This window comes from Paraburkholderia sp. WC7.3g (assembly GCF_050436345.1).
GTDB lineage: Bacteria > Pseudomonadota > Gammaproteobacteria > Burkholderiales > Burkholderiaceae > Paraburkholderia > Paraburkholderia podalyriae.
This window is the reverse complement of record NZ_JBNDMA010000004.1, coordinates 723,567-742,481: the sequence shown is the minus strand read 5'-3', so window position 1 is coordinate 742,481 and position 18,915 is coordinate 723,567. Positions and strand designations below refer to the sequence as shown.

Below are 18,915 nucleotides of genomic sequence, written 5' to 3'. Positions count from 1 at the left end.
CGCGGAAGTCGATCGCTCACCCGCCTGACTTGGTAACACAGCCGGCCTGGACTTAAATGGGTTCATGCAGTACGTCATCTCAGCGGTTGCCCTGAATGGCAACAGAAAAACATGCTGTCGCGCCGTTTGGCAGTGTCGAGCCCGGAAGGGCCCCGGAATCAAGGAGGAGCTGTCATGTCGCGTAACAAGTCACCGCGCCACGCTACCACCGAGCAACAGACGGTCGACGTCTCCGAGGCGCAGATCGCCGTGCACTGGCCGGAGGAAGACTATTTCCCGCCGCCGACTCCATTCGTTGCCCAGGCCAATCTGGCAGATCCACGTGTGTTCGAACGCTTTTCCCTCGACAACTTCCCCGGGTACTTCAAGGAGTTCGCGGACCTTCTGGACTGGTACAAATACTGGGAGACGACGTTCGACGCCAGCCATCCCCCGTTCTGGCGCTGGTTCGTCGGCGGCAGGATCAACGCGTGTTACAACTGTGTGGATCGCCACCTCCCCAGCTACAGGAACAAGACGGCGATCCATTTCGTGCCCGAGCCGGAGAGTGAAGCGATACAGCACCTCACCTACCAGGAGCTTTTCGTACGCGTCAACGAGTTTGCGGCCCTGCTACGCGATTTCGGTGGCCTGAAGACGGGCGACCGGGTGACCCTGCATATGCCGATGGTCGCGGAGCTCCCCATCACCATGCTCGCCTGCGCCCGGCTCGGTGTGATTCACTCGCAGGTCTTCAGCGGATTCAGTGGAAAGGCGTGCGGCGATCGCGTCGCGGATTCCGGGAGCCGCCTGTTGATCACGATGGACGCCTATTACCGCGCCGGCGAGCTCCTTGATCACAAGGAGAAGGCTGATGCTGCAGTCACGGAGGCCGCCAGCACCGGTCATCCGGTCGACAAGGTTCTGATCTGGCAGCGCTACCCGGGCAGATACTCAAGTCCCACGAAGCTCGTGGATGGACGCGACGTCATCATCAACGAAGTCCTCGGGAAATTCCGTGGCAAACGGGTCGAGCCCGTGCAGATGCCGGCCGAGGCGCCGCTTTTCCTCATGTACACAAGCGGCACCACAGGGCGGCCCAAAGGCTGCCAGCACTCCACCGGTGGCTACCTTGCCTACGTCACGTGGACGTCAAAGTACATCCAGGACATCCATCCCGAAGACGTTTACTGGTGCATGGCCGACATCGGCTGGATCACCGGCCACTCCTACATCGTCTACGGTCCGCTCGCGCTCGCCGCTTCCTCGGTCATGTACGAAGGTGTGCCCGCGTATCCGGACGCGGGACGACCGTGGCGTATCGCTGAAAACCTTGGCGTCAACATCTTCCACACTTCGCCCACGGCAATCCGCGCGCTACGACGCAGCGGACCTGACGAACCCGCGAAATACAACTACCGTTTCAAACACATGACGACCGTTGGTGAACCTATCGAGCCTGAAGTGTGGAAGTGGTACCACGCTGTGGTCGGCAAGGGCGAGGCGGTCATCGTGGACACCTGGTGGCAGACCGAAAACGGCGGATTCCTTTGCAGCACGGTGCCGGCAATCCACAAGATGAAACCCGGCAGCACGGGCCCCGCTATTCCAGGCATTCATCCGGTGATCTACGACGACGAGGGAAAGGAGCTGCCAGGCGGTTCGGGGAAGGCCGGCAACATCTGCATCCGCAACCCCTGGCCCGGATCCTTCCAGACTATCTGGAAGGACCCGGATCGCTACGTCAGCCAGTACTACGCGCGCTATTGCAAGGATCCCGGGAGTAAGGACTGGCGCGACTGGCCGTATATGGCTGGTGATGGCGCGGTGCAGGCACTGGACGGTTACTATCGGATCCTCGGCCGCATTGACGACGTGATCAATGTCGCCGGCCATCGCCTCGGTACCAAGGAAATCGAGTCGGCAGCTCTTCTCGTGTCCGAGGTTGTCGAGGCAGCAGTGGTGCCGGTCGCCGACCCGATAAAAGGCAAGGTGCCTGACCTCTATGTTTCATTGAAACCGGGACTCGCGCCCTCCGTGAAGCTTGCGGATAAAGTCACGGCATCGGTGGTTTCCCAGATCGGCGCCATCGCGCGGCCGCGCCGTGTCGTCATCGTGCCCGATATGCCCAAGACGCGCTCGGGAAAAATCATGCGCCGTGTGCTCGCGGCGATTTCCAGTCATCAGGATCCCGGCGACGTGTCCACCCTCGCCAATCCGGAGATTGTTGAACAGATCAAGGAGCTCGCCAGGTAGCGCAAAGGCGCGCATCGAATGCGCGCCCCAATATATCAATCTGTCATCGGCGGCCCCGGCAAGGAGACGTTAATACCAGCCCGAATATGCCTCCAGCGGGCCAGCTCTTCTAGAGGGTGTTAGGCACTTTTTGTCGGACCTGGTATCCTGGCAGGATGAAAAAACGCAGGCCATACCCAACGGATGTGTCGGACGAAGAATGGTACTTCGCCGCTCCGTACCTGACCTTGATGAACAAGGACGCACCGCAACGCCGTTACGAACTGCGCGAGATGTTCAACGCGCTACGCTGGATCGTACGCGCGGGTGCACCATGGCGTTTGTTGCCAAATGACTTTCCGCCCTGGGAACTGGTCTACCAGCAGACGCAACGCTGGATTCAGGCCGGCTGTTTCGAGGCTATGGTCAATGACCTGCGTTCGATCATCCGGATCGCGCAGCAGCGTCGTGGCCAACCCAGCGCGGTCATTCTCGACGGACGGACGCTGCAGTCGACCTGCGAAAGTGGACCTCGCGCCGGTTATGACGGTTACAAGCGCAAACGCGGCAGCAAGGTCCACATGGCGGTTGATACTTTGGGGCAACTGCTTGCTGTGCATGTTACGCCGGCCAACGAACAGGAACGCGCGCAGGTCGGAGAACTGGCCCGTCAGGTTCAGCAGGCCACCGGCCAGACGGTCAAGGTGGCGTTCGCGGACCAGGGATACACCGGCGAAGAGCCTGCGCAGGCAGCACTCGACGAAGGAATAGAGCTTCAGGTAATCAAGCTGTCGGAGGCGAAAAAGGGCTTCGTGCTGTTGCCGCGCCGTTGGGTGGTCGAGCGCAGCTTCGGCTGGCTCAACCGCTTCCGCCGACTGGCCAGAGACTATGAGCGATTGCCTGAAACCTTGGCCGGTTTGCACTTCGTCGTATTCTCCGTGCTTATGCTTGTTCACTTTGCAGCCCTTAACAAAAGTGCCTAACACCCTCTAGCACACTGGCGCGCGCCCGCCCGGGTGTCACCGTCAGCCCGACCTGCCGCCATTCTCGCGCAGCGTCCCAGAACTGTTCTGCGCAATGAACCTCAACAATTGGAGTGATCGGCACCCGGTAGGTATTGTGCAGGAGCAGCAGGAACGTGAGACCGTAACCTCGTCGCCGGACCGGCTCTGGTACCACAAGCCGATAGATGTACAGATGATCTCGGAGTGGCGACAGACCGTAAGTCGCTTCCCCCACCTTTTCACCTGCGACGGGTTTCCCAAACCGGACTGGGCAACGTTGGCGATCCGGCGTCGTTCGTCGTGGTCCTGACGCTGATCGTGGGCAGATCGCGAATTTTTCGTCGCAAGGACAAAGTGCGCAGAAAGTCGATCATTTTCACGTGATGTCTGTGACGCACCGAGGGTAACAATTCGTGTTGCTGAATTTCAACCGAACACGATAGGTCCAAAGCCATCCAGCCATACGACTAGTATCGCAGGACACATTGCGTAAAAAAATCAGTACCGGATAAATCGTCGATAGGACAGGGATGACAACGTGTAGGGGATTTCCTACGGGAGGACTATTCAGAACGCGCTCCCACTGCCGAACTGGAGGTGCCAGGATCACGACGGATCCTGCTCGTGCGCTTCCGCGTCCATTGCGTTTTTGTTGTCTGGAGGCCGATTCAGCGTCCGAAGCTACCTTACTGCCCGTCCCCATCCGTCTGTCTGACCGTGCAAATCAGACCGGCCTCTGCCGCGACCACGCCATCCACTTCGGCGCGAGCCTTGAACTTCCAGATACCGCGCATATGCCGCTCGAACGTCGCGTTCAGGATCAGTTGGTCGCCGGGTTCCACCACGCGCCTGAAGCGCGCGTTGTCGATGCCGACGAACAGGTACAGCGTGCTGGCCGGATCATGCGGCTCTTCCGAGAACGTCAACAGCGCAGCCGTTTGCGCGAGCGCTTCCAGAATCAGCACGCCCGGCATCACAGGACAACTTTGGAAGTGGCCCATGAAGTACGGTTCGTTGATCGATACATTCTTCAGCGCCCTGATGCGCTTGTGCGGCTCGAGTTCGAGCACCCGATCGACCAGCAGGATCGGATAGCGATGCGGCAGCAGCGTGAGAATCCTGTGAATATCGAGATTGATTTTTTCAGTGCTCATGGTATTTCTGTTCACGCATTGACTGCGCGATGATGACTTCGGATGCCGGTGCGGGAGTTGGTAACGCGCGCTGCCGTCGCTTTTTGTGATCCGGAGGCTGACGCCACCCGGTTGCAGCTGACCGACGCCTCTTGCCTGATATTCGCCCGAACCTTGTCCGGTGCCTACGCCTTGTCGTCCGAGGCATCGGCAGCCGCCACGTCGAATGCCTTGATACGGTCGCGCAATCTGTCGAGATTTCACGTCAACGCAGCGCTCCGTTTCTCATCCGGTGTACCCGGCCCCGCAGCACCGCGTATCACCACAGGTTTCTACTGCTCGCCCAGGAACGACTTCAATCGCTCGGACCGGGCCGGATGCCTCAGCTTGCGCAGTGCCTTCGCTTCAATCTGGCGGATTCGCTCACGCGTTACCTCAAACTGCAGTCCGAGTTCCTCAAGTGTATGGTCCCTGCTGCTCTCGATACCGAAACGCAGGCGCAGAATCTTCGCCTCGCGTGGCGTCAACGTCGTGAGCGCCTCGCTGACGGCATCCCGCATGCTGGCCTGAAGCGCTGCATCGTCGGGCAAAATCGCCGCAGGGTCCTCGATCAGGTCGCCTACCGACGTATCGTCGTTTTCCCCGACGGACGCATCCAGGGAAACCGGCTCCCTGACGATCCGCAGCATTGCCCGAACCTTGTTTTCCTGCATCCCCATCCGCTCCGCCAGCGCGGCGGCGTCGGGTTCCCGTCCGGTTTCCTGCAGGATCTGGCGCGACATCCGTTTCAGTTTGTTGATCGACTCGATCATGTGGACAGGGACCCGGATGGTGCGCGCCTGATCGGCAACCGACCGGCTGATGGCCTGCCGGATCCACCAGGTCGCGTAGGTGGAGAACTTGTACCCACGACGGTATTCAAACTTGTCAACGGCGCGCATCAGACCGATATTGCCTTCCTGTATCAGATCGAGAAACAGCAGGCCGCGATTCACGTACCGCTTCGCGATCGAGATCACCAGCCGCAGATTCGCTTCGATCATTTCACCTTTCGCGCCCAGCATTTTCGCTTCACTGGCGGCCATCGCGCGGCAGACATCCCTGAAATCGTCGAGCGGCAGCACGACCCGCTTTTGCAGGGCGAGCAACTTTTCCTGCTCCAGCCAGATCGCGGGGAGGTTTCGCTCCAGCACGCCGCTGAACGGGCGCCCTGCCGCGATGAGTTGCTGTAGCCACGCCGGGCTGGTCTCGTTGCCCCGGAAATGCGCGATAAACGTGTCGCGAGGCACATCACACCGGTCAACGGCGATCCGGGCAATTTCGCGCTCGATGGTTCGTACCTCATTGGCGGATACCCGCAACGCGCCGCACAAACGGTCGATCGTGCGGGCCGTGAAGCGGATCGTCATCAGTTCGGCCTCGATCGCCGCCTGTGCCGTGCGATAACAGTCGGATCCGTAACCCTCCGTCTCGTATGCGTCGCGTAATTTCCCAAACCACCCGGCTACCGTCGCGAACCTCTCCAGCGCCTCACGCTTCAGAGTCTCGCTGTGCAGATTGGCCGACGCGGCTTCGGCACCATCATCATCTTCGTCGCCCTGATCCTCGCCGAGAACCTGATCGCCGTCGACGCTTTCCTCCGCGACGGCAACCATGTCATCCGTCTGCACCGCAGCCGGATCGATCATCCCATCGACAAACTCTTCGATCGGGGTTGCGCCGCTGGCAACAGCGTCAGCTATCGCCAGCAGGTCCGCGATCGTTGTCGGGCACGAAGATATGGCCCGGATCATGTCGTTGCGGCCCTCTTCGATGCGTCTCGCAAGTGCAATCTCACCCTGGCGGGTGAGGAGTTCAGTGGTACGCATCTCCCGCATGTACATGCGCACGGGATCGGTGGTGCGGCCGAACTCGGCGTCCACGCTTGAGATGGCTGCCACGGCCTCTTCCTCGACCTGCTCATCGGACGAACCCGCGACCGCATGATCGTGCATCACCATGGACTCGACGTCCGGTGCCTGCTCGACTACGGCGATGCCCATGTCGCTGAAAGCCTTGATCACGCTTTCGATCGCATCAGGTTGCGCCAGACGCTCAGGCAGGCAGTCGCTGATTTCCCCACGAATGACAAAACCGCGCTCATTTCCCAGCTTGATCAGCGCCCTCAGGTCCGCGCGGCTACTTTCATTTTCTCCGGTGGAGTCATCCGGTAGCGCTGCAGTGGCGTCATTGACACGTGCATTTGCTTTCGTCCGGCGTGGAGCGGTCCCCGGTGGAACTGCTCCAACCGCGGACCCGGTGTCCCGCGCGCCGTCCCGCGTCGAGGAGTCCATTGGTCGCGGTGTCACCGCGACCGCCGCGCGTGCGCGATCCGTAGCGCCTCTGCCAGCGTGTCCATTCTTCACGTTGAGGTCACCCGGCACCACGTCCAGTGTCTGCCTCTTCACAGCCTTTTTCGTCACGCGGTCGTTCCTTTGAATATGACGTCAGGGTTAGCGCGCTGCACGTGCGGCAGCCTTCGCGAGGTGAATAGCCATTTCAGAGGCGCGCACCATGCGCCCGGATCAGTTGGACCAGTTCAGATACCGAAATCTCATACCGGACCTCCTGTTCGGGACCCGTCGCGTGATGATCGCTGTATCGCTCCTCGATCTCGATGAGCACGACGGTTCTGCCGTCGGGTGATGCCTGCAGCATGACGTCGCGATGCGCCTGCACCTGATGCCCTTCGGGGCTGACCGGATCGTGATGCAGGCGCAGACGTCCAAGGTCGTTGCTGCGTGGAGCTGAATTCATCTGAGCTTTCCCCTAATCCATTTCTGCTGACGGTCTTGCCTTGCCGGGCCTCGACAGGCGCGCGCATGGTGCCGCGAAGTCTGGCGTCACAGCGCCTCTGTGCATGCCGTTGACGTGATAATATCATTATCATTGGCTGCAAATATTGATAACCAGGGGACATCATGCCTACCACAGTCCAAGGCAAACTCCGCGAAGCCGCCCTCGATTATCACGAGTTCCCGACGCCGGGCAAGATCGCGATCGCACCGACCAAGCAGATGATCAACCAGCGCGACCTCGCGCTGGCGTACTCGCCGGGCGTTGCGTTCGCGTGTGAGGAAATCGTCGAGAACCCGCTGAACGCCGCGCGTTTCACCGCGCGCAGCAACCTGGTCGGCGTCGTCACGAACGGCACCGCGGTGCTGGGTCTGGGCAACATCGGCCCGCTCGCGTCGAAGCCGGTCATGGAAGGCAAGGCCGTGCTCTTCAAGAAGTTCGCCGGCATCGACGTGTTCGATATCGAGCTGAACGAGTCCGATCCGCACAAGCTGGTCGACGTGATCGCCGCGCTCGAGCCGACCTTCGGCGGCATCAACCTCGAAGACATCAAGGCGCCGGACTGCTTCATTGTCGAACGCGAGTGCCGCAAGCGCATGAAGATTCCGGTCTTCCACGACGACCAGCACGGCACGGCGATCGTCGTCGCGGCAGCCATCACCAACGGTCTGAAGGTGGTCGGCAAGGACATCAGGAAGGTCAAGCTGGTGTCGTCCGGCGCGGGCGCGGCGGCGCTGGCCTGTCTGGACCTGTTGGTCGACATCGGCCTGCCTCTCGAGAACATCACCGTCACCGACCTGGCCGGCGTGGTCTACAAGGGCCGCACCGAACTGATGGACCCGGACACAAGGAGTGCTTCGCACGCGAAACCGACGCCCGCACGCTGGCTGATGCGATCGGCGGTGCAGACATTTTCCTCGGCCTGTCGGCCGGCGGCGTCCTCAAGGCTGACATGGTGGCGCAAATGGCGACGGCACCTCTGATCTTCGCACTTGCCAATCCGACGCCCGAAATCCTGCCAGAACTCGCGCTCGAAGTGCGTCCGGACGCGGTGATCGCCACCGGCCGCACGGATTATCCGAACCAGGTGAACAACGTGCTGGTGTTCCCGTTCCTGTTCCGCGGCGCGCTGGACGCGGGCGCGACGACAGTGACACGTGAAATGGAAATCGCGGCGGTCAATGCGATCGCGGAACTGGCGCGCCAGGAGCAGAGCGACATCGTCGCGACGGCGTACGGCATCCAGGACCTGTCGTTTGGTCCTGCCTACCTGATTCCGAAGCCTTTCGATCCGCGCCTGATCGTCAAGATCGCACCGGCGGTAGCGAAGGCCGCGATGGATTCGGGCGTCGCGACCCGTCCCATCAAAGACATGGACTCCTACGAGCAGCACCTGCAGCAATTCGTCTACCACAGCGGCACGACGATGAAGCCCATTTTCCAGCTGGCGCGCAGCGTCGAGGCGGAGAAGAAACGCATCGTATTCGCAGAGGGCGAAGAAGAGCGCGTGCTGCGCGCGATCCAGATCGTGGTCGACGAAAAGCTCGCGACGCCGATTCTGATCGGCCGGCCGGAGGTCATCAAGCACCGGATCGAGCGCTATGGCCTGCGTCTTACGCCGGGTGTCGACTTCACGATCGTCAACACCGACCACGACGAACGTTATCGCGACTTCTGGCAGGAGTATCACCGGCTGATGGCTCGCAAGGGCATCGATGAGCAGATGGCCAAGCTCGAAATGCGCCGCCGCACGACGCTGATCGGCGCGATGCTGGTGAAGAAGGGCGAGGCAGATGGCATGATCTGCGGCACGGTCAGCACGACACATCGGCACCTGCACTTCATCGATCAGGTGGTCGGCAAGAAGGAAGGCCGCAACGTCTATGCGGCGATGAATGGGCTGGTGCTGCCGAATCGCCAGATTTTCCTGGTCGATACGCACGTGAATGTGGATCCGACGCCCGAGCAGCTGGCCGAGATCACGATCATGGCAGCTGAAGAAGTGTGCCGTTTCGGTATCGAGCCGAAAGTCGCGCTGCTGTCGCACTCGAACTTCGGCACCAGCAACGCGCCGTCCGCGCAGAAGATGCGCGACACGCTGGAGATCCTGCGCGAGCGCGCGCCGGACCTGCAGGTGGACGGCGAAATGCACGGCGACGTCGCGCTCGACGCGAATCTGCGGCGCGAAGTGCTGTCCGACTCGACGCTCGAAGGCGACGCGAACCTGCTGATCCTGCCGAATATTGATGCGGCGAACATCGCGTACAGCCTGCTCAAGACGGCCGCAGGCAACAACATCACGATCGGTCCGATGCTGCTGGGTGCCGCGAAGCCGGTGCATGTGCTGACCGCGTCCGCCACGGTGCGTGCCATCGTCAACATGACTGCACTGGTCGTCGCCGATGCAGGTGCCGCATCCCCATCGTCCCGGGTGTGACGTTTCAACTGTCGGGGGCGAGCGCGGCCGGACAGCGCCTTTTCCGCGTTGACTTCGCCTTGCAAGTCCGGTGTTTTCTACGACATTCCGTGGAAGAGCGCCGCATGTCGCTATCGGCGGGATTCCTTTGCGTTTCGCCGCCGGTTACTGCATGAGATATTTTTCCTGGAGTATCAGACGATTGAGCGAGTGATGCTGGACGGGTCTGGGCGCGGCGCTCGTGCGCAACATCAGCGAGGCTGGCTAACAGAAAAAAAACATCAACCGGCTCGCCAAACAGTTTACGAATCGCCCGACGCGAATCTCTGACAGCGCGTCATCTTGCTGCAAGCTCCGCTACAGGTTTCGACAGGTAGCTGACGCGCGCTCCAGCCGTGAGCAAGTCACCGGATCGCGCTATACTTTTGCGCTTTTTTTTGCCTTCGTTAGGCACCAAGGATTACACATGAGCACGTTACCCTCCTGTCCGAAATGCAATTCCGAGTTCACCTATGAAGATGCGGGCGTCTACATTTGCCCGGAGTGCGCACATGAATGGTCGGCCCAGGCAGCCATGCCAACCGAAACGGTTGACAGGGTTTATCGCGATTCAACTGGAAACGTCTTGCAGGATGGAGATACCGTCACAGTCATTAAAGACTTGAAATTGAAAGGTTCGGCTGGCGTGATCAAGATGGGCACCAAGGTAAAGAATATCCGACTGGTGGACAGTGACCACGATATCGATTGCAAGATCGATGGTTTTGGCGCCATGAGCCTGAAATCGGAATTCGTCAGGAAGGTGTGACCAGCTGCGTGGCCGCACAGAGCCGCCGCTGGACGCGGCAGCGGCAAGAGGCCTGCCCGATCGGACGGGCCAAGGAGAATCCACGGGAAGCCCCCCGACCCGGCTTTGGCCGGCGACGCTTTCATTTGTGCGTCGTCCTTAGCCTTGCCCGGCGGGGCTCACGGAATTCGCGGACGCCACCTGGGCGCGAGTTGACACAATTACTTTCGCACCGTTGACAGATTTATTTTCCTCTACCCCTGCGTGCCGCGTTAACGTTGGAAGGGAAACCCGGACCAGCACGGAATGCATTCGTTTCGGAACAATGCCACTGGCTGGCCTGATACTCACAAGCGGCACCGCTAGGCCTGCATTGCCAGGGCACCCCAGGTTACGCCAGCACCGACCGCATGCATCAACACCTTGTCACCGCGACGGATACGACCGTCCCGATAGGCCTGATCCAGAGCGAGGGGGATGGAAGCGGCCGATGTGTTGCCATGCTCACGGACAGTGGCAATCAGGCGATCGACCGGGACGCCCAGTTTGCGCGCCGTGGCTTCCATGATGCGGATGTTCGCCTGATGAGGCACGACCCAGGCGAAGTCTGACATCGCCAGGCCACGCTGTGCCGCGACTTCCTCGCTTACCGCCTGGAGCGCACCGACCGCCAGCTTGAACACTGCGGGCCCGTCCATGCGCACAAACGGATCTCCCAGCACAGATCCACCGGCAATGCTGCCCGACACTTTGAGGATTTCCGAGTGGTGTCCGTCGGCATGCAAGGCTGCGCCAAGTATCCCTAGCTCACCGGATGATCTCAGAACCACAGCGCCTGCGCCGTCGCCAAACAGGACACAGGTACTGCGATCCTCGAAATCAAGGAGTCGCGAGAATGTCTCCGCCCCGATGACGAGTGCCGTCTTCACTGAAGTAGCCCGTATCAGCGCGTCTGCGACCGTGAGTGCATAGATGAACCCACCGCACACCGCCTGAATGTCGAACGCCGCACCACCGTTTCGTATTCCGAGTTTCCGCTGGACAATACAGGCTGTGCTCGGGAAGATTGCATCGGGTGTGGTGGTGGCAACTACGATCAGATCGATGGCATCCGCTTCGATTGCCGCCGCAGACAGGGCCTGAGACGCGGCCGCTACGGCAAGATCGCTCGTTTGCGACTGACGGTCGACGAACCGTCGGGACTGGATGCCGCTGCGTGAATAGATCCAGTCGTCGCTCGTTTCGATGCCCCTGCTGGCAAGCGGCGACACCAGGTCCGCGTTGGAAATGACGTTCGAAGGCAGGAAACTGCCTGTTCCGACAATCCGTGCAAATAACATGAATAACACCGGTCAGAATGTGGAAGGAATCTCGCCGCCGTCAGGATGGACGTCCCTGAGTGAGTCTCATATCAGCCCTGGCCACCGGCGATGAACAGCAGGTACACAGCCGCCACGTGCGCCGCCGGCATATCGCATGCTTTTCCTCCGATTGCCGCACCATCGCCCGCGGGCTTCCGGATTGGTCCCGCATCCGTCCCGGCATCACCTTCCTGCATGCCCGTGTCCGACTGCGAACGAGCCAGGCACCCGCATAACGGCATTAACGTGGATGCGTCTCGAAGGTCGCCTTGGTCGCTGGATCGATCAGCATCGTAACCCGGCCGAATCTGGATATCAGACAAACGAGGAGCGCATGCCATGATAATATCATTATCATTATCCACCGGCTGCCTGTGAGACAGGTTATTGCTCTCAGGGGCGAGTCGTCCCGTCTCGGGTAAATGGTCCCGGCGGCAAGGCGTTCATGTCTGCCCTGACTGGAACCGGAGGGCAGATGCGGGCCGCCATCCAGCCCGACGACGCAGCGGTCATCGTATGCGGTGGGCGGACCGAAGAATAGAACAGTAACCTCGTTTAGACCGCAGCATGGATCACTCTCACGCGTCGTTCGACGCCTATATGAAGTTTCTTGCCGGGCCATCCGCAGACGGTGTGCCCGTGGTGCTGGAAACTGAGCACGCGCTTTCGCTGCATTTCGATCTGCTGGCCACGCAGAGCTTCATGTCGCGGCGTGACCCCCACAAGCTGGTGCTCGGTTACACCCGGACCATGATGGGATTCCTGCTGCTGCAGCCAGCGCCCACCAGAATTTCCATGATCGGTTTGGGCGGAGGATCGCTGGCCAAGTACTGCTACCGGCATCTGCCGGATACAAGGATAGTGGCCATCGAAATCGATCCCAGGGTGATCGCGTTGCGCGACACATTTCATATTCCACCCGATGACGAGCGACTCGAAGTCATCTGCGCGGACGGGGCGGAGTACGTCAAGAGCCACGATGCGCGCCCGGACGTGATTCTGGTGGACGGCTTTCTGGCACACGGCATGCCCGCACAGCTGGGCAACGCCGCCTTCTACTCGGCCTGCCATGCGCGGCTTGCGGACGATGGGGTGCTGGTCGCCAATTTCGTCGACGACGATCCCCATATTCCATACTACCTGGAAGAGGTGCGTTCAGTGTTCGGTGAGTCACTTTCCATTTTCATGGCCGAGGACAGTTGTAACTACACGCTGTTTGCCTGGAAGGGCGCGCCGGGACTGCCCTCCCGGGATAAGCTCCTCGCGCGTGCACGCGCCCTGGCCGCGACACATCCCCTGAACCTGCGCAGGGCCGCACGCCGTTTGAAGCAGGGTGTGGGGCTCGCTTCCGACTGGACATTCGGGCAGAAGCTGACCGGCTGACGAAAAGGCTGACAAACGCCCGATCTGCGCGGCCGGATCGGAAGCGCCGCGCGATGTGCCCACTAACATGCAGGCATGCGCGACGATCGATACAGGCACCTCATGCGAGGGTCCCGGGAAGACATGACAGCCAGGGTGCTGGGACCCGGGATGGGTCCGGCAGCATCGGTGGAGCAGTGAATGCCATGACTATGCCGCACCGCCGCTAATGTCCCTGCTCAGGGTAGCCACACATCGGGCGTAGACGACGATCACCCGCGGTGATGCGAAGTTGATCTGCATGTCCCGGGTGAAGAACCAGGATGCGTCCGGCTGGCGACGCACGATGTCGCCGGCCTTCACGAGTTGCCGCGCGAGATCCGCGGCCATTCGACTCAATTCAACCCGCAGGCGCCAGTCGGCATGGTGATCGCGGCGACGCAGCCAGATCCTCGTGCTCTCAACCAGATGATCGGGCGGCAGCCACGCTCCGGTGGTGCGGAAGGCGAATATCCCGGATAACGTGAGAATGCGCAGCAACTCTGCGTTCGTCTCAAGTCGGTGCATCCTGCGACCTGTCCTATCGTTGCGGCCCGCGACGGCCGGACATCGTCACGTTACTCTCATCGTGCGATCTTTCCGATGTGCACGGAAGCAGGCTGCCGAAGAGGCCTGCGTTGCCGTGAAACCAAGGCCCAGCGTGATGCCTGCGTGGGATCACGTCGCTCACCTGGGGCAGGCGTACCTCAGGCCGTTTTTCGGCGTGGACGCGCGCCGATTGCGCTTTTGGTCCGGTAGCTGACGCCATGCTGATCGAGGTAGTCGCGGATCAGTTGCCGTACCACCTGTGAGGAAGTCAGGTCCTGCGCCGCGCAAAGTTTTTCGAACGCCTTCCTTCTTCACAGGATCGATCAGAATCGTGAGTCGAGCGCTTTTCGTTTCCATGACGGGGGCGAAGTCCAAGTATGTTAATTAAATTATAATACATCGTATGGCGCGAGTCATCTTCGTGGCGCCGGGCTCACACGATGGCCGTCGATTCCCGCATGCATCGCCGATGTCCACCAGCTCGGCGGCCAGGAAGCCAAAGACGTACAGCGCACGGCGACAGTGCGCTAGATCTCCGCCCTGGCACGCAGAAAATCCTGTCCGGCCCGGGTAATCGACACACCGCCCCGCCTATTCGCGGGGACGGATACCAACCCCGCGTTACGCAGTTCCTGCGCGACCGACCAGTTTAACGTGGGCGCGTCGCGGCCGTATCGCTGTTGGGCCAGACGCTCAAGCGCCCAGATGGCTGCATGGGTCAGGGGGCTGCTGTCGTTGTCACGTTCCGCGGTCATCTTCCATCCTCGAGCATGCACCTGCTCAAACAGGCCACGAGCGTGCAGGGGTTGCGATCCACCAGCGACCGATGCATCCGCTCAGCACGTCTGTTCATATCGTTGCCAGTTAAATTTCTTGCCGTACTCGATGCGCGTGGCCGTCGCATGGAGATTCACCGCATGTGTGGGTCCGAGTGCGCGCGCCCGGTCGAGCATCGTTGCGAAGGACGGAAGCTCATCCGCGCCCTTCCAGGCAAAAACCGTGACGTTGTGTTCACTGCCTTCCGACGGCGCCAGGGTCACCGCGTTCGCGAAGACCTCCCTGAGCGAGCGCAGGTAGCGATGGAAGTCCGGTTCGTCGGTCACCAGATTGGCCACCAGGACGCCGTCATCGCTCAACCTGCGACGGCACGCTTCGTAGAACGTCCTGCTGCCCAGCTCTGCGGGCAGACCATCGGCATTGAAACCGTCGACCAGCAGCACATCGGGCCGGTGATCCGGAACCGTGACGTACCGCGCGCCATCGGCACAAACCACCCTGAAGCGTTCACTGTCGCGCGGCACATGAAACCGGTCGCGCAGCGCGATCACCTGGGGATTGATTTCAACGACGGAAATCATCGTGTCAGGCAAATGGCGATAGCAGTATTTCGCCAGAGACCCGCCACCCAGACCGATCATCGAAATGCGGCGCGGGAATGGCTGGAAGAGCAGGAAGCCCATCATGGTGCGCGTGTAACCCAGCGCAAGGGCGTAGGGATCGTGCCGTAACATGGTGCTCTGCACGCCGCGCGCATCAAAGAACAGTGAAACGACCTGGTCATTCTCTATGACCACCGGCTTGCTCGCCTTCCTCTTTCTTTTCATGTGCGTGATTGAATAGTTCGAATGCAGGGAGGATCGACAGGCGTGAGCCAGACTCCTGCATCGGTCCGTCAGAAAGATTCCTGCACATGAAGAATGGCCGCAAGCGCGTCAAGCGCTGCAGTCTCGTCGGGACCGGCCGCGAGAATGCGCATCTGCGTGCCCGGCTTCGCGCGAAGCGACATGACCGACATGACATCCTTGGCATTGACGGACCGGCCGTTCGCGATACAGACGATGTCGCTCGCAAACCGGGCGGCGCTAACGGCAAGCCTCGCTGACTCACGCCCGTTGAACCCCATCGGCCACCAATCTGAATCAATGCCTCGACCAACCCCGCTCCCCTTTGTACGCAAACAGTGACCCAGCGCCCCATGTCCCGACGCGGTCGCGCTCAGTGCATCGCGCTTGCAATAACCTGAGCAAAGAAAGCACGCAGCAGCGCGTCCCACGTTTCATCCCGTACTGCAATTTCGGCCGTATCGAGCCTGCGCATGTCCCGATCCAGATACACGACGCGCAGCGATTTCGGATGCGGTGGACCGACAAAGAACTGACCGTCATCGTCCAGAAACAGACATGGCCTCTGCCTGTATCGCGCGCCGGACAGCGAGGTCGCGTCCTGGACGTGGCGAGCCGATTGCTTCTGATAGACGAAGATGACGTTCACCCCGCACGCTTCCAGGCGGTCACAGATATCAGAAAACCGGTACAGCATCTGGAATCCGCGTTCACCCGCCTTGCCCACGCCGATGACGATCAGTCCGCGACGACCCATTACGTCCCTCAGATACCGGTGCGTATAATCGTGGGACAGCAGCGGAACACTTGCATCAATCACGTCGACCTCCCTGTCGCGCCCGGACATTCGCCGAGTTTCGCGCATGCCCGCCCTCCAACATGATCAGCAGGATTCTGGCCCATAGCCACCATACCATTATCATAGCAGCATAAATTAATGATAATTATATTATCATGTTTTTGCACTACTCGCCCTGAAGGATCCGGCCGGCCGGTGTGCCGATTCTCCAATGCGCAGGTGCGTGACCTGAAGGGTGGTTGCGCCGCAGCAAGTCGAGTGACTCCGGATTGACGGCGCATGCCGGGTCCGAATGGTCGTCTGCCGTGCGGTTTGTGCCTGCAGCCTAACGATCAAGTCGATAGATCTGCGCGCGCAGGTCATCGACGAGAGGAACGATGGCCAGCACGATCAGCACGCCCGCAAGCGGCACCGTCGACGCGTAGGCAATATGCTTGAATCCCATTGCCCCCGTGACGCCACCGACGAAGAACATGACCAGCATCGTTCCGTGCACTTTCAGCCGCGTCCGGTTCGCCAGCACAAACGGCTCCGCGGGGTCGACGCTGGAGGAATTCCAGTAGAAAAGTTTCCCAAGCTCGATGCCGATATCCGTGACGATGCCGGTCATGTGGGTAGTACGGATTTCCGCGCCCGACAGCTTGGTGATCATCGCGTTCTGCAGTCCCATGATGAAGCACAGCAGCACGACGGTCGCGGGTACGAACAGGGTCTCCCACAGGGCGAGATGGCTGCCGAGCAGACCGAAACAGAGGAGCAGAAGCGCCTCGATCAGCAACGGCGACGCGTATTGGCTGTTCAGCCGCCGACGCCGGCCCCAATTGACAAGCACCGCGGAACAGGCGGCGCCCAGCAAAAACGAGATCAGCGATGCTGCGCCCGCCAGGACCAGTGAGAGGTCGCCCAGCGCAGTCTGGTCGGCAATTGCCGATACCACGCCGCTCATATGGGACGTGTATTGCCTCACCGCCAGAAAGCCGCCGGCATTGGTTGCGCCAGCCACGAACGCGAGCGAAAAGCCAAGCTGCCTGTCGGCCCCGGAACTGCGGTCCTTTCCGGTCAGCGCCCGGAAATAGTGTGCTGGCATCAGGTATCAACCCGTGTGTTCGTCAGTCCAGGTGCGCCTGGACAAAAGCCGGCACCGGCGCCGCAGGTGGGATTTTGAATTTCCACACGCAGGGTGAAATCCTGCATCCTCGGTACCCTGGGGCGAACGCGGCACGTTCTTCGGGCACGCCGGTGGATCATCGCGTATGGAATCAGATCAACAAAGCTGCTAGGATGATAACGCAATTATCATTAACTGGTAACTTGATGCTCCTGACGACGCCTCCAGACGGTCAATAACCGGCAGGGATGCCGCTATGGTGTCCGCGGTGACGACCACGCAGGGGCACTGTGGTTCGTAGCGGCGAGAGAACGAAGTCCGGCAACTGGCGGGATGCCTGTCCCGCCGGGTGCGTCGTATTAGGGAAAAGTGTCATGACGTTTGACGACTCTCTCGAAGAGCACCGTTTAGCTGACGTCTTGTTGGGCGATGGCATGCTCGAGCGCGTGCGGCTCGTCAGGTCCGCGTTCGCCAACGAGCGGCTCTGCGCACCCGGGCGCTGGATTCATGAAGATCAGGCGTGGTGGGGTGACCCTCCCGAGCTTCACCAGTTGATGCTGGCGCATGCGAGCTTTCGTGCCATTGCGCTGATAATCGAGATTTCCGTCGCGCAAGGGCGACTCGCTGACGCAGCCGTCATGCTTGAGCCCGACGGTCTGTTCGATAGCGCGACGCGCATGCTCGCGCACGCGCTGTCGTGTTTCGAGAAGTGCCAGGGCGTGGGCGCGGCGCCCGCATTCACGCCCGCATCGCACGGCCTTATACATTAAGGTTGTCGTGACAACCCGGGCGCTGCATGACGCCGGTTCGCGGCACCTGATCTGCGCAGTTTCAGGAGAACATTGACTTGTCGGCCGATCACAATCAGTTCAGGCAGGCCCTGGAGGAGCGGTGGGGAAAGGCGTATGGAAAACCAGTAGTACACGAGGGGCGGAGCACGCGGTCGCTGTGTTTCGATGCCTGCGGAATACAAAGCTCAATGCGCAGGCGTGATCCGTTCGAACTGGATCTGTCGTACACGCGGGCCATGATGTCGTTCCAGCTCTTTCACCCCCACCCCAGGGACATCCTGATCGTGGGTCTGGGCGGAGGATCACTGTCGAAATACTGCTTCCGCAAGTTTCCGTCGGCACGGGTAACCACGGTGGAAATCGACGAGCGAGTGATCTCACTACGCGAGTGGTTTTACATTCCGCCTGATTCGGAACGATTCCGGATCGTGCACGCCGACGCCGCCGAATATCTCCCGGACAGAACTGGCATCGCGGATGTAATCCTGCTCGACGGTTTTAACGCCTCTGGTCTGCCTGCCAGCCTGTCGAGCCAGCACTTTTACGACTGCTGCCATGCTGCGCTGCGTGAAGAAGGCGTGCTGGTTGCCAACCTGCTCAACAACGACTCGCAGCTACCCACCCACCTCGACCGGATACGCCGTGCGTGCGACGGAAAACTGTTCCGCACCATGGCGCAACGCGAAGGCAACACGATTGCCATCGGCGTCAGACAGGCGATCGTACCCGGATGGCAGGACCTCTATGTCCGCGCCGAAGCCATCACGAAATCGATGGGGCTTGACCTGTGCCGGTATGTCAAAAAAATGGAACGTCACCACCGGGTAGAACCGGTTTCGGGATACCCTTCGTCCGCCACACTGGCCGTTGAACAAGACATCTGACGGCACTGGAG

The 18,915-nt window shown here is 60.6% G+C and carries 15 protein-coding genes and 3 pseudogenes; 7 read left to right on the top strand and 11 right to left on the bottom strand.

Going from position 1 to position 18,915, the window contains the following annotated elements; all coding sequences use genetic code 11:
* Nucleotides 1-174 precede the first annotated feature (174 nt).
* Nucleotides 175-2,235, top strand: a complete 2,061-nt coding sequence (gene acs / locus OKW43_RS36740; RefSeq protein ID WP_187639628.1) for an acetate--CoA ligase — start codon at nucleotides 175-177, stop codon at nucleotides 2,233-2,235.
* Between the two features lie 155 nt (nucleotides 2,236-2,390).
* Nucleotides 2,391-3,197 carry an IS5 family transposase gene (locus OKW43_RS36735; protein ID WP_429453436.1) on the top strand — a complete coding sequence of 269 codons (807 nt, stop codon included), beginning with the start codon at nucleotides 2,391-2,393 and terminating at the stop codon, nucleotides 3,195-3,197.
* Between the two features lie 707 nt (nucleotides 3,198-3,904).
* On the opposite strand, the gene fabZ is transcribed toward OKW43_RS36735, so the two are convergent.
* From fabZ to OKW43_RS36720, 3 genes are all read right to left on the bottom strand, one after another.
* Nucleotides 3,905-4,372 (bottom strand): 3-hydroxyacyl-ACP dehydratase FabZ, encoded by a 468-nt coding sequence (fabZ, locus tag OKW43_RS36730; protein WP_429453434.1) that lies wholly within the window; start codon nucleotides 4,370-4,372, stop codon nucleotides 3,905-3,907.
* A gap of 311 nt (nucleotides 4,373-4,683) precedes the next feature.
* A complete protein-coding gene (gene rpoD, locus OKW43_RS36725) occupies nucleotides 4,684-6,813 on the bottom strand; it encodes an RNA polymerase sigma factor RpoD (RefSeq protein ID WP_429453432.1) in 2,130 nt (709 codons plus the stop codon).
* A gap of 76 nt (nucleotides 6,814-6,889) precedes the next feature.
* Entirely contained in the window at nucleotides 6,890-7,147 is a 258-nt protein-coding gene (locus OKW43_RS36720; protein WP_429453430.1) for a hypothetical protein, read from the bottom strand.
* A 164-nt stretch (nucleotides 7,148-7,311) separates the two neighbouring features.
* On the opposite strand from OKW43_RS36720, the pseudogene OKW43_RS36715 reads away from it, so the two are divergent.
* Together OKW43_RS36715 and OKW43_RS36710 are read left to right on the top strand one after the other, a co-directional pair.
* Nucleotides 7,312-9,623 (top strand): annotated as a pseudogene (locus OKW43_RS36715) (NADP-dependent malic enzyme).
* A gap of 445 nt (nucleotides 9,624-10,068) precedes the next feature.
* Nucleotides 10,069-10,410, top strand: a complete 342-nt coding sequence (locus tag OKW43_RS36710) for a zinc ribbon domain-containing protein YjdM (RefSeq protein ID WP_429453428.1) — start codon at nucleotides 10,069-10,071, stop codon at nucleotides 10,408-10,410.
* Nucleotides 10,411-10,751: 341 nt separating this feature from the next.
* On the opposite strand, the gene OKW43_RS36705 is transcribed toward OKW43_RS36710, so the two are convergent.
* Nucleotides 10,752-11,729, bottom strand: a complete 978-nt coding sequence (locus OKW43_RS36705) for a beta-ketoacyl-ACP synthase III (RefSeq protein ID WP_429453426.1) — start codon at nucleotides 11,727-11,729, stop codon at nucleotides 10,752-10,754.
* Between the two features lie 588 nt (nucleotides 11,730-12,317).
* Here OKW43_RS36705 and OKW43_RS36700 point away from each other — a divergent pair.
* Nucleotides 12,318-13,133 (top strand): fused MFS/spermidine synthase, encoded by an 816-nt coding sequence (locus OKW43_RS36700; RefSeq protein ID WP_187639339.1) that lies wholly within the window; start codon nucleotides 12,318-12,320, stop codon nucleotides 13,131-13,133.
* A 189-nt stretch (nucleotides 13,134-13,322) separates the two neighbouring features.
* Here OKW43_RS36700 and OKW43_RS36695 read toward each other — a convergent pair whose 3' ends face one another.
* The 7 genes and pseudogenes from OKW43_RS36695 to OKW43_RS36665 form a co-directional block, all read right to left on the bottom strand.
* Nucleotides 13,323-13,652, bottom strand: a complete 330-nt coding sequence (locus OKW43_RS36695; protein WP_187639340.1) for a hypothetical protein — start codon at nucleotides 13,650-13,652, stop codon at nucleotides 13,323-13,325.
* A gap of 206 nt (nucleotides 13,653-13,858) precedes the next feature.
* Nucleotides 13,859-14,057 (bottom strand): annotated as a pseudogene (locus OKW43_RS36690) (ribbon-helix-helix protein, CopG family).
* A 170-nt stretch (nucleotides 14,058-14,227) separates the two neighbouring features.
* Nucleotides 14,228-14,455 carry a hypothetical protein gene (locus OKW43_RS36685; RefSeq protein ID WP_429453423.1) on the bottom strand — a complete coding sequence of 76 codons (228 nt, stop codon included), beginning with the start codon at nucleotides 14,453-14,455 and terminating at the stop codon, nucleotides 14,228-14,230.
* An 81-nt stretch (nucleotides 14,456-14,536) separates the two neighbouring features.
* Complete coding sequence (locus OKW43_RS36680; RefSeq protein WP_429453421.1) at nucleotides 14,537-15,304, bottom strand: fused MFS/spermidine synthase; 768 nt, start codon at nucleotides 15,302-15,304, stop codon at nucleotides 14,537-14,539.
* 68 nt (nucleotides 15,305-15,372) lie between these two features.
* Nucleotides 15,373-15,635 (bottom strand): annotated as a pseudogene (locus tag OKW43_RS36675) (HPr family phosphocarrier protein).
* Nucleotides 15,636-15,695: 60 nt separating this feature from the next.
* The gene (locus tag OKW43_RS36670) at nucleotides 15,696-16,142 is read right to left on the bottom strand and encodes a hypothetical protein (protein ID WP_429454739.1); all 447 of its coding nucleotides are present in this window, start codon (nucleotides 16,140-16,142) and stop codon (nucleotides 15,696-15,698) included.
* Between the two features lie 304 nt (nucleotides 16,143-16,446).
* Complete coding sequence (locus OKW43_RS36665; protein ID WP_429453418.1) at nucleotides 16,447-17,208, bottom strand: YoaK family protein; 762 nt, start codon at nucleotides 17,206-17,208, stop codon at nucleotides 16,447-16,449.
* 395 nt (nucleotides 17,209-17,603) lie between these two features.
* Here OKW43_RS36665 and OKW43_RS36660 point away from each other — a divergent pair, with 395 nt between their 5' ends.
* Nucleotides 17,604-17,999: a hypothetical protein gene (locus OKW43_RS36660; protein WP_429453416.1), complete on the top strand. Its 396-nt coding sequence runs from the start codon at nucleotides 17,604-17,606 to the stop codon at nucleotides 17,997-17,999.
* Nucleotides 18,000-18,076: 77 nt separating this feature from the next.
* Complete coding sequence (locus OKW43_RS36655; protein ID WP_429453414.1) at nucleotides 18,077-18,904, top strand: fused MFS/spermidine synthase; 828 nt, start codon at nucleotides 18,077-18,079, stop codon at nucleotides 18,902-18,904.
* Nucleotides 18,905-18,915: the final 11 nt, after the last annotated feature.